This window comes from bacterium, assembly GCA_030654305.1.
In the GTDB taxonomy this organism is placed as follows: Bacteria; Krumholzibacteriota; Krumholzibacteriia; order LZORAL124-64-63; family LZORAL124-64-63; genus PNOJ01.
Genome location: JAURXS010000400.1, coordinates 1 through 11,338 on the forward strand (window position 1 = coordinate 1; position 11,338 = coordinate 11,338).

General features: G+C 73.5%; 11 protein-coding genes. 10 read left to right on the forward strand and 1 reads right to left on the reverse strand.

The genetic code is table 11. The features are described 5' to 3' along the window. On the reverse strand, positions 1-549 hold a 549-nt coding region (gene pyrF / locus Q7W29_11430; GenBank protein ID MDO9172429.1), incomplete at its 3' end, for an orotidine-5'-phosphate decarboxylase. Between the two features lie 143 nt (positions 550-692). On the opposite strand from pyrF, the gene serS reads away from it, so the two are divergent. The 10 genes from serS to Q7W29_11480 form a co-directional block, all read left to right on the forward strand. Beyond that, positions 693-1,952, forward strand: a complete 1,260-nt coding sequence (gene serS, locus Q7W29_11435; GenBank protein MDO9172430.1) for a serine--tRNA ligase — start codon at positions 693-695, stop codon at positions 1,950-1,952. Positions 1,953-1,962: 10 nt separating this feature from the next. Continuing rightward, positions 1,963-3,213 (forward strand): HAMP domain-containing sensor histidine kinase, encoded by a 1,251-nt coding sequence (locus Q7W29_11440; protein ID MDO9172431.1) that lies wholly within the window; start codon positions 1,963-1,965, stop codon positions 3,211-3,213. After that, the gene (locus Q7W29_11445; protein MDO9172432.1) at positions 3,200-4,756 is read left to right on the forward strand and encodes a bifunctional response regulator/alkaline phosphatase family protein; all 1,557 of its coding nucleotides are present in this window, start codon (positions 3,200-3,202) and stop codon (positions 4,754-4,756) included. The genes Q7W29_11440 and Q7W29_11445 overlap by 14 nt, the downstream gene beginning before the upstream one ends. 10 nt (positions 4,757-4,766) lie before the next feature. Continuing rightward, positions 4,767-5,276: a tRNA (adenosine(37)-N6)-threonylcarbamoyltransferase complex ATPase subunit type 1 TsaE gene (gene tsaE / locus Q7W29_11450; GenBank protein ID MDO9172433.1), complete on the forward strand. Its 510-nt coding sequence runs from the start codon at positions 4,767-4,769 to the stop codon at positions 5,274-5,276. Beyond that, positions 5,276-6,064, forward strand: a complete 789-nt coding sequence (gene tsaB, locus Q7W29_11455) for a tRNA (adenosine(37)-N6)-threonylcarbamoyltransferase complex dimerization subunit type 1 TsaB (protein MDO9172434.1) — start codon at positions 5,276-5,278, stop codon at positions 6,062-6,064. Before tsaE ends, tsaB begins: the two co-directional genes overlap by 1 nt. Next, positions 6,061-6,513 (forward strand): ribosomal protein S18-alanine N-acetyltransferase, encoded by a 453-nt coding sequence (gene rimI / locus Q7W29_11460; protein ID MDO9172435.1) that lies wholly within the window; start codon positions 6,061-6,063, stop codon positions 6,511-6,513. Before tsaB ends, rimI begins: the two co-directional genes overlap by 4 nt. Positions 6,514-6,627: 114 nt before the next feature. After that, a complete protein-coding gene (gene accD / locus Q7W29_11465) occupies positions 6,628-7,509 on the forward strand; it encodes an acetyl-CoA carboxylase, carboxyltransferase subunit beta (GenBank protein ID MDO9172436.1) in 882 nt (293 codons plus the stop codon). A gap of 4 nt (positions 7,510-7,513) precedes the next feature. Beyond that, complete coding sequence (locus Q7W29_11470; protein MDO9172437.1) at positions 7,514-8,929, forward strand: cyanophycin synthetase; 1,416 nt, start codon at positions 7,514-7,516, stop codon at positions 8,927-8,929. Then, on the forward strand, positions 8,926-9,951 hold the full coding sequence (locus Q7W29_11475; protein ID MDO9172438.1) for an ROK family protein: 1,026 nt from the start codon (positions 8,926-8,928) through the stop codon (positions 9,949-9,951). The genes Q7W29_11470 and Q7W29_11475 overlap by 4 nt, the downstream gene beginning before the upstream one ends. Continuing rightward, positions 9,948-11,338: LptA/OstA family protein (locus Q7W29_11480; GenBank protein MDO9172439.1), on the forward strand; the 1,391-nt coding region annotated here is incomplete at its 3' end. The genes Q7W29_11475 and Q7W29_11480, both read left to right, overlap by 4 nt.

The following is an 11,338-nucleotide window of genomic DNA, read 5'->3' on the forward strand; positions in this document are numbered from 1 at the left end:
GCAGCGCATGGCGGGCAGGTCCGGGGGCGCGCAGACGATCCCGTCGCAGCCGGCTTCCCAGGCGAGGCGCGCCAGGCGCACGACGCGCTCGGCCGGGGTGCCGCCGCCGGGGGCCGCCTCTTCGAGCTCCTCCGCGTCCAGGCTCGTCAGCACGGTGACGGCGAGCAGCGCCGGGCGGCGGCCGCCCGCGGCGCCGGCCTGCGCGGCCGCGACCGCGGCTTCCAGCATGCGCCTGCCGCCGTCGGCGTGCAGGGTGAGCAGGCTCACGTCCAGCGCGCAGGCGGCGCGGACCGCGCCGGCGACGGTGTTGGGGATGTCCTTGAGCTTGAGGTCCAGGAAGACGTCGCGGCCGGCGGCGCGCAGGTCGGCGACGACGGCCGGCCCCGCCGCGGTGAACAGTTCCAGGCCCACCTTGACCAGGCGGCCGCGGGGGCCGAGAGCGGCGGCGAGGCGCAGGGCCCCGTCGCGGTCGGCGACGTCCAGGGCGGTGATGACGCGCTCGACAACGGGGGCGCCGCGCAGGGACGCCAGCAACTGTTCGCGGTTCATGGCCGGATGTCCTCGGTCGCGGGACGGCGGCGGGGGGGCGATTTGCCTTGCCCGCTCCAGACCGTTAGTCTATACCCTTCTACCAGCCGCCAGGGCCGATTGCAACGTGAAAACAGCCCGCCGACGCGCGGGGGAGGGCACCCGTGCTGGACCGGAAATTCCTGCGCGAGAACCGGGATCTGGTGACCGCCGCCGTGGCCGCGAAGCGCGACGCGGTGGACGTCGACGCCTACTACCGCGCCGACGGGGAGCGCCGGGCCTGCCTGCAGGAGTACGAGGAGCTGCAGGCCGAGGCCAACCGCGCCAACAAGGCCATCGCCGCCGGCCGCAAGTCCGGCGCCGACACCGGCGCGGACATCGCGCGGATGAAGGAGATCTCCGCCCGCCTCAAGGACCTCAAGCAGCAGGCCGACGCCGCCGAGGCCGCCGCCGAGACGCTCTACCTCCGGCTGCCCAACGTGCCGCACGCGAGCGTGCGCACCGGCGGCGAGGAGGACAACACCGTGGTGCGCGCGTGGGGCGAGGTCGTCGAGCCCGCCTTCGCGGCGAAGCCCCACTGGGACCTCGGCGCCGCGCTCGGCATCATGGACCTCGAAGCCGCGGCCCGCATGTCCGGCTCGGGCTTCACCCTGCTCACCGGCCAGGGCGCCCGGCTCGAGCGGGCCCTGATCAACTTCATGATCGACGTGCACCTCGAGCAGGGCTACGTCGAGGTCAACGCGCCCTACCTCGTCAACCGCGAGGCGATGACCGGCACCGGCCAGCTGCCCAAGATGGAAGAGGACATGTACGCCTGCCCGCTCGACGGGCTGTACCTGATCCCCACGGCCGAGGTCTCGGTCACCAACATGCACCGCCAGTCGACGCTGGACTGGGAGCGACTGCCCCTGAAGTACGTGGCCTTCTCGCCCTGCTTCCGGCGCGAGGCCGGCGCGGCCGGCAAGGACACCCGCGGGCTGCTGCGCGTCCACCAGTTCCACAAGGTGGAGATGGTGCAGTTCGTGCGGCCCGGCACGTCCTACGAGACCCTCGAGACCCTGACCGACGACGCCGAGGAGATCCTGCGCCGGCTGGGGCTGCCCTACCGCGTCGTGGCGCTGGCCTCGGGCGACCTGAGCTTCGCGGCCGCCAAGTGCTACGACCTGGAGGCGTGGGCCGCGGGCGTCGGCAAGTGGCTCGAGGTCTCGAGCTGCAGCAACTTCGAGGACTTCCAGGCCCGCCGCGCCGGCATCCGCGTCAAGGGGCCCGACGGCGCCGTCTTCGTCCACACCCTCAACGGCTCCGGCCTCGCCCTGCCCCGCGTGCTGGTCGCGATCCTCGAGAACTACCAGACCCCCGACGGGCGCGTCCGCGTGCCCGAGGTCCTACGCCCCTACATGGGCGGCCTCGAACACATCGGGTAGGGGAGGCGGCATGGCCTGGTGGCCCGGGACATTGCGGTTCCTGCGCAGGCGCCGGGTCTTCACCGCCTACGTGCTGGCCGGGAGCCTGGCGATCCTGATGATCGTCGGCTGGGGGGCGTACCGCCTCGCCGGCCGCGTGGAGCAGCAGGCGCAGCTCTCGACCTGGCTGCTGTCGCACTTCGCCAGCGTCCACCTCGGCCAGGGGGAGGGCGGCGGGCTGCAGGAGGTCCTGACCCGCTCGCGCGAGCTGGACGTGCCCTTCATCGTGACCGACAACCAGGACCGGCCGCTGCTGTGGAACTCGCCGGTCGTGGGCATCCCGATGCCGGAATCGCTGGAGGCGCTGGCGCGCACCGACCCCGCCGGCGGCAACGGCGGCGACATCGACCGGATCCTGGCCCTGGTGCGCGAGTACGACGCGCGCAACGAGCCGTTCGCCATCACGGACCCGCGCACCGGCCAGCGCGTGATGACGCTGCACTACGGCGCCTCGGCCCTCGGCCGCCAGATCCGCTGGCTGCCCTACGCCGAGCTGGCGCTGCTGGCGGTCTTCTTCCTGCTGATCGTCTGGGCCTTGAGCCTGCAGCGCGAGGGCCACGAGCAGAAGCTCTTCGCCGGCATGGCCAAGGAGACGGCCCACCAGCTCGGCACGCCCATCACTTCGATCATGGGTTGGCTGGAGATCCTGCGCGACCGCCGGCCCGACGACATCGTCGAGGAGCTGGGCCGCGACGTGGCCCGCCTGGGCAAGGTGTCCGAGCGCTTCAGCCAGATCGGGTCGCGGCCCCAGCTCGGGGACACCGACCTCGCGGCGACCGTCGAGACGACCGTCGCCTACTTCCGCCGCCGGCTGCCCCACCTGGGCGGCAGCGTCGCGATCACCGTCGAGGACCGCCACGCCCGCGGCTGCCGGTTCAACCGCGACCTGCTGGAGTGGGTGCTCGAGAACCTGATCAAGAACGGCATCGACGCGATGAAGGACGGCGTGGGCGAGATCGTGCTGTCCCTGGACGACGGCCCCGACGGTGCGGTCCAGCTGCGGGTCCGGGACACCGGCTGCGGCATCGCCCCCCAGCACCGGAACCGCATCTTCGAGGCCGGGTATACCACCAAGAGCCGCGGTTGGGGGATGGGGCTGGCCCTGGTCCGGCGCATCGTCGTGCAGTACCACGGCGGGCGCATCCAGATCGAGGAGACGGGCGCGGGGGGGACCACCTTCCTGATCACGCTGCCGGGAGAGGAGCCTTTTGTCGCCGTATAGGATCCTGTGGGTCGACGACCAGATCGAGGAGCTGCGCTCCCACGTCGTGTACCTGACCGAGAAGGGCTACCAGGTGGACGGCGTCAACAACGGGCGCGACGCCGTCGCCATGCTGGCCGGCGCGCGCTACGACGCGGTGCTGCTGGACGAGATGATGCCGGGCATGGGCGGCCTCGAGACGCTGGTCGAGATCAAGAAGGTGCGCGAGAGCGTGCCGGTGATCATGATCACCAAGAGCGAGGAGGAGGACCTGATGCGGCGCGCCATCGGCAGCCGCATCGACGACTACCTGGTCAAGCCGGTCTCCCCGCTGCAGATCGTCTCGGCGCTCAAGCGGCTGCTCGAGGGGCGCCGCATCCTGGGCGAGCAGGTCAACCGCGACTACCTCGCCCACTACGGCACGGTCGGCGGCCGCCTAGCCCGCGCCGCCGCGCCCGGCGACTGGGAGTCGCTCTACGCCGACATGGTGGGCTGGGCGCTGGACCTCTACGCCTACAGCGACCACGGCCTGCTGCAGGTCCACGACGAGCAGCTCGCCGAGTGCAACCGCGCCTTCGCGCGCTTCGTCCGCGAGAACTACGCGCGGTGGGTCGGCGGCGCCGCCGACGCGCCGCTGATGTGCCCCGACCTCTTCCGCACCTGGGTGGCGCCGGAGATCGAGACCGGCCGCCAGGTGTACTGGATCGTCATCGACTGCATGCGGCTGGACCAGTGGCGCCACATCGAGGACCTGCTGGAGCCCTACTACCACCTCGAGCGCCGGCAGTACTGGTCGATCCTGCCCTCGGCGACGCCGTTCGCGCGCAACGCCCTGTTCGCGGGGCTCTACCCCCGCGAGATCGCCGCGCGCTACCCGGACTGGTGGCGCGGCTCCAGCCAGCAGCAGCACTCCAAGAACGCCCACGAGGAGGAGCTGCTCGGCGAGCAGCTGCGCCGCCTGGGCTCCGCCGCCGCCACGAGCTACAAGTACTACAAGGTGTTCGACGCCCGCGACAGCGACGACCTGCGCAAGCACCTCGGCTCGCTCGACGGCGTGCGCCTGGTGGCCGCCGTCTACAACTTCCTGGACATCATGGCCCACGGCCGCTCCCAGTCCTCCATCCTCAAGGAGCTGGCGCCGGACGTGGCGGCCTTCCGCTCGCTGATGCGCAGCTGGTTCGAACACTCCACGCTCTACGAGGTGCTGAAGCTGCTGGCGCGCCGGAACGTCACGGTCTTCATCACCACCGACCACGGCTCGACGAACTGCACGCGGGCCACCACGGTCAAGGGCAACCGCGACACGAGCTCCAACGTGCGCTACAAGTACGGCGACAACCTGGGCGTGGACGAGAAGGCGGTCTTCCTGATCAAGGACCCGGAAGCCTGCATGCTGCCGCGCCAGTCGACCATCGAGAACTACGCGATCACGACCGAGAACGACTACCTGGTCTACCCGACCAACTTCCACGAGTACGAGCGCCTGTACCGCGGCAGCTTCCAGCACGGAGGCATCAGCCTCGAGGAGCTGATCATCCCGTTCGCGGTCCTGCGGCCGCGCTAGGAGGCGGGGCATGGAACACGTCCTGCCGGATCCCCGGGGGTTCCCGGTCGCGGTGCGGACCGGGTCGCCGGCGGCGACCGCGGCGCTGGGCGAGCGGGCGGCTGGCCTGCTGCGCGGCGGCGAGGCGCTGCTGCTCTGGGGCCCGCTCGGCGCCGGCAAGACGACCTTCGCGCAGGGGCTCTGCCGCGGCCTGGGCATCGACGACGAAGTGACCTCGCCCACCTTCGCCCTGGCCAACCGGCTCGAGGGCCGTCTCGTCGTCCACCACCTCGACTGCTACCGCCTCGGACCCGGCGACGACCTGCACGACGTCGGCCTGGACGCGATCCTGGACGAGGTCGAATCCGGGGCGGCCGTCCTGCTCGCCGAATGGCCCGACCCGCTGGTGCCCTGGCTGCGCGGGCGGATCGAGCTGCTGGCCGTGCCGGGGGAGGCGCCGGAGTCGCGCGTCTGGCGGCTGCGCGGCGTGCCGAAACTGCCGGCGGACTGGGCCGCGCTGGCGGCGGGGGGCGACGACTGATGCTGTGCCTGGCCCTGGACACCTCCACGCCCTCGGGCCGCTTCGCGCTGGCGGAGCGCGGCCGCCTGGTCGGCTACCACCCGCGCAACGTGACCGGCAGCTACGCCAACGCGCTGCTCGCGGCCGTCGACACGCTGCTGGCGGAGTCCGGGCGCGACCGTGCCGAACTGGGAGCCATCGGCGTCTGCCGCGGCCCCGGCAGCTTCACCGGCGTGCGCATCGGCGTGGCGACCGCCAAGTCCCTGGCCTTCGCCCTGGGCCTGCCCCTGCACGCCGTCACCACCCTGGAGGCGATGGCCGCCGCCATGCTGGCCGAGCGGCCGGACCGGGACTGGGCCGTGCCCGCGCTCGACGCGCGCCGCGGCGAGGTGTTCGCCGGCGTCTACCGCCGCGACGGCGACTGGGTCCGCGTCGTCGCCGAGGCCTGCGCGCTGACCGCCGACGGCTGGTGGGCGCGGGTGCTGGCGGTCGTGGACGACCCGGAGTCGCCGGTCTACGCCGGCAGCGGCGCCGCCCCGCTGCTGGGCGAAGGGCCCGACCTGCGCCCCGAACTCGCGGCCCGCGGCGAGCCCGGCCTGCGCTGCTGGAGCGCCGCGCACCCGCCCACGGCCAAGGCGCTCGCCCTGGCCATGGCGTCGCCGACGCCCCGCCTCGGGACCACCAGTCCCCACTCGCTGACGCCGCTCTACCTGCGCGCCTCGGACGCCGAGATGCTGCGCGGTCTCGACCTCACGCCCGCCGCCCCGCCGCGCACGCCGCCCGGCGGCGACGGCCCCGCGCCCTCATGAACGGCGGCGACGAGATCCTGCTGCGGGAGGGCGTCCCGGCCGACCTGCACGCGATCGCGCGGCTGGAGCGCGCCAGCTTCTCCGATCCCTGGCCCCGCGAGGCCCTGCTCGCCGAGCTGCAGGTCGACCGCCTGCGGCGGCCGCTGGTCGCCGAGAACGACGGCACCGTGGTGGGCTTCCTGATGGCCTGGTCGGTCGCCGACGAGCTGCACATCATCAACCTCGCGGTGGACGAGGCCTGGCGCCGCCGGAGCATCGGCACGCGGCTGCTGGAGGCCGCGATCGAGGCCGGCCGCGAGGAGGGCAGCGTGCTCGTGACGCTCGAGGTGCGCGCGGGGAACCTGCCGGCCCGCTCCTTCTACCAGCGGCACGGGTTCCTGGAGGCCGGCCTGAGGCGGCGCTACTACCGGGACGGCGAGGACGCCGTGATCATGACGCGCCAGCTGTAGGCCGTGACGCGGCCCGGTGTTACGTCGGTCCGGCTTTTCCGCCTTGTCGCTGCCGGGGACAGACGTTAACCTGGACTGCCCGCCGTGGGGAATCCGCGCACCGAGGAGGCCGCCGTGTCTTGGATCGACCAGGCGAAGAAGGGCATCAAGGCCATCACGGCCGAGAAGAAGGAGATCCCGGACAACCTGTGGAGCAAGTGCCCGGCCTGCGCCGACGTGCTCTACCACCGCGAGCTGGCGCGCAACCTCTGGGTCTGCGGCAACTGCAACCACCACCTGCGCCTGACCACCGAACAGTACCGGGACCTGCTCTGCGACCCCGGCACCTGGCGGGAGACCCACACCGGCATCATCTCGATGGACCCCCTGGGGTTCAAGGATTCCAAGAGCTACGAGGAGCGGATCAAGGCCACGCTGAAGAAGACGGGCCGCGAGGACGCCATCGTGGTGGGCGGCGCCGAGATCGACGGCCTGCCGGTCCAGCTCGGCATCATGGACTTCGAGTTCATGGGCGGCAGCATGGGCTCGGTGGTCGGCGAGAAGATCGCCCGCATGCTCCTGGACGCGGTGCGCGAGCGGCAGGCCGCGATCATCGTCTCGCGTTCCGGCGGCGCCCGCATGCAGGAGTCCCTGCTGTCGCTGATGCAGATGGCCAAGACCAGCGCCGTGCTCTCCCGGCTGCGCGAAGAGGGCGTCCCGTTCGTCTCGATCCTGACCAACCCGACCACCGGCGGCGTCACCGCCAGCTACGCCTCGCTCGGGGACGTGAACATCGCGGAGCCGAAGGCGCTGATCGGCTTCGCCGGCCCCCGCGTGATCCAGCAGACCATCAACAGCGAGCTGCCCGAGGGCTTCCAGTCCTCCGAGTTCCTGCTCGAGCACGGCATGATCGACATGATCGTGCCGCGCAAGGAGCTCCGGCCCCGCCTGGCCGCGGTGCTGCACTGGTTCGTCGACGGCCGCGACGTCTCGGTCCCGCGCGCCGGCCTCGGTTGACGCCGTGCCGCCGCTTCCCGAGCCGACGCGCGACGGCGTGACCCATCCCGGCGAGCCCGGGATCGGGCCGGACCTCGCGCCGCCGTTCGCCCCCGACAGCGAGACGACCCGCTGGCTGTTCGATCTGAACCGGCTGGGCATCCGTCCCGGCCTGCGCCGCATCCGCGGCCTGCTCGACGAGCTCGGCCGGCCCGAACAGGGCATGATCTCGCTCGTGGTGGCCGGCACGAACGGCAAGGGCAGCACGACGCGCCTGCTCGCGCGCCTGCTGCAGGAGGCGGGCTACCGCACGGCCTGCTACACCAGCCCCCACCTGCTCTCGATGTACGAGCGGCTCGAGATCGACGGCGAACCCGTCGAGCGCGGGCACTTCCGCGGGCTCGTCGAGGGTCTGCGACCCGCGGTCGAGCGCCACGAGGCGAGCTGGTTCGAGACCCTGACGGCGGCCTCGCTGGCCGCGGCGCGCGACCGCGGCGTGGAGGTCTTCTGCTGCGAGGCGGGCCTCGGCGGCCGGCTCGACGCCAGCAACGCGCTGCCGGCCGCGGCTATCCTGCTGACCGGCGTGTCGCTGGACCACCAGGCGATCCTGGGCGAGACGGTCGAGGCCATCGCCGACGAGAAGCTCGGACTGCTCAAGCCCGGCGTGCCGCTGTTCTGTTCCATCGCCGAGGGGCTCAAGGCCCGGGCCTTCGCCGCCGCCGTGGCCGCCGGCAGCCCGGCCCACTTCCTGGACGAGCTGACGCGCATCGAGGTCGGCGACGAGGGCTGGGACCTCGTGACGCGGCGCGCCGCGTACCGCGGGCTGCCGCCCTACGCCGCGCCCGCGATGCGGCGCAACGCCGCCCTGGCGCTGCTCGCGTTGGAGGAGCTGGCCGTCGCCGGCGTCGTGCGCTCCGCGCCCGATCCCGCCGGCGCGCTGTCCCGCGCCTTCCTGCCGGGCCGTTTCCAGCGTGTCCTGAGCGGACCGGACTGGATCCTGGACACCGCCCACAACGCCGAGGCGCTGGCCGTGTCGCTGGAAGCCTTCCGCGAGCGCCCCTGCGCGGGACGCCGCCTGGTCCTGTTCGGCGGCATGGTCGACAAGGACCCCGGCGACGAGGCCGGCCGGCTGCTCGCGGGCATGGACCGGATCGTGCTGGCCCCGGTGTCGCTGCCCCGTTCCCGGAACCCGGAGCAGCTGAAATCGTTGATGGACCGCTGGGGCCTCGCTGCGCATCATGGCGCCGTCGTGCTGGACGGGGTGGCGGCGGCGGTCGACGAGCTGGCGACGGCGGCGCCCGGCGACGCCGTCCTGGTCTGCGGCTCCTGCTTCCTGGTGGCCGAGACCCTGCACGAGCTGGGGTTCCGCTCCCTCGCCGAGACCCGAACGCCGCGCGACGCGGCCGCGACGCTGGCCGCCCGCGCGGAAGGACGCCCATGAACCGTTCGCTGATCCTCGGCGCCGACGTCGGCGGGACGTACGTCAAGTACGCCCTGGGCGACGGCGACGAGCCGGGGCGCTGGACGGGCGAGGTGCCCAGCGACCCCGCGTCGCCCGCGATCACGTTCGGGCGGCTGGCCGCGCGCGTCGCGGAACTGCTGCCGCCCGACGCCGGGATCGGCGCCGCGGGGCTGGCCTGCGCCGGCATCGTCGACGTGCGGACCGGCCGGCTGGGCCGGACCCCCAACCTGCCGGGCTGGGAGGGCGCCGATCTCGCCGGTCTGATGGGGGTCGCGTTCCCCGGCGCCGCGATCGCGCTGACCAACGACGTCAACGCCGCGCTGGCCGGCGAGGCCCGTCTCGGCGCGGGCAAGGACGGTGGCGAGAGGGAAGGTGGCGAGCGGGGCGGCGGCGATCTGGTCATGCTCGCCCTGGGAACCGGCGTCGGCGGCGCCGTGATGATCGAGGGGCGCCTGCTGGTCGGTCACCGTTTCGGCGCCGGCGAGATCGGGCACATGATCCTCGACGCCGCGGGACCCCTCTGCAACTGCGGCAACCGGGGCTGCCTCGAGGCCTACGCCGGTTCGCGGGGCCTGCTGGCCGCCGCGCGCCGCCGCGCCGCGGCGCCGGACTGCTCGCCGGGACTGCGCGCGCTGGTCGCGGAACGCGGCGGGGAGCTGACCACGCGGGACCTCGCCGAATTGGCCACCGCCTCAGACTTGGCCGCTGCCGCGCTGTTCCGCGAGGCCGGCGAGCGACTCGGCCAGGCCGTGGGCAACCTGCTGAACGTGCTGGATCCCGACCTCGTGATCATCGGCGGCGGCGTGGCCGCGGCCGGCGAACTGCTGCTGGGCCCCTGCCGGGAGACGGCCGCGCGGATCGTCCTGTGCGAGGCGGCCCGGTCCACGCCGATCGTGCCGGCCAGGCTGGGCTCGTCCGCGGCCGCCTTCGGCGCGGCGCACCTCGCCGCAACTCACCTCGCCGCAATTCGCCTTGCAGCAGAGGCCCGGGAGCGGTCGTGACCTGCGCGCGGCGCGGGCCCCTCCTGCTGGCGGCCGCCCTGCTGGGGCTGGCGGCGGCCGCGGCCACGCCGGCGGCGACCACATCGTCCACACCGCCGTCATCGGCAGCGGCCGCATCGTCTGCGCCGCCGCCGGCGGCGGCGACCCGCACCCGCGCCGTCCGGCTGGTGGACCGGGTCGAGGGCGGGCGGACCGTCACCCACCTGACCGGCGGCGTGCTGATCGAGCGCGACTCCCTGACCGTGGCCAGCGATTCGGCCCTGTTCTACCGCGACGAGCAGCGCTACGACTTCTTCGGCGGCGTGCGCCTGACGCGCGGGCGCGCCGTGCTGACCTGCGACGAGGCGACCTACGACGGCGGCCTGCGCGCCGCCGACTTCCGGGGCCGCGTGCAGCTGGTCGACGGCGACGTCACGGCCACCTCGACGCGCGGTGAGCTGCGCGACGACGGCGCCCTGCTGCGCCTGATCGGCGACGCGCGCCTGGTCGACCCCGGCTACGTCGTCTTCGGCGACACCATCGTGCGCCGTGACGACGGCGGGCGCGGCGAGGCGACCGGCGCGGTGCGGATCGTCGACCCCGGCAAGCAGAGCCTGGTGACGGGCGGCCGCGCCGTCTTCGACCGCGCCGACAGCGTGGTCGTGGTCGACCGCGCCCCGCACCTGACCACGCGCGAGCAGGGCGGCGACCCCCTGGACGCCGACGCGCGCGTGATGACCTTCCACCGGGCCGAGAACCGGGTCGTGATGGTGGGCGACGTGGCGATCCGGCAGGGGCGGACCCGCGCCCACGCCGACACGGCGCACGTCCAGGGGCGCGAGCACGTCCTGCTGCGCGGCTCGCCGCGCGTCGAGGACGGCGACGGCAGCACGATGACGGCCGACGGCATCGAGTTCTTCTACCGGGACGGCGAGCTGGAGCGCGTCCTGCTGGAGGGGACCGCGCGCGTGGAGGACGAGGGGCCCGCCGCCCTGGCCGAGCAGTACCGCGGCCTGCCGGCGCGCAACGAGCTGACCGGCGACGTCGTCAACATCCACTTCGCGGACGGCGAACCCCACACCTCGGTCGTCGTCGGCAAGGCGCGCAGCATCTACGTGCCGGAGGCGGACCGCGAGGAGATCGCCTGCAACGACGTCGCGGGGGACACCATCCTGCTCGCCTTCCGCGACCGCAAGGTCGAGCGGGTCGACGTGCGCGGGAGCATGAGCGGCCGCTACGCCTTCGTGCGCCTGGCCGAGCTGGACGACCTGGCCGGCCGCGCGACCGCCGTCCTGGACAGCCTGGCCCCGGGCGGCCTCGACTCCCTGCTCGCGGCGCTGCCGGACAGCCTGCGCGCGGGGGCGTCGGCGGACTCGCTGCTGGCGGCGGCCCTCGCCGCGGCCGCCGG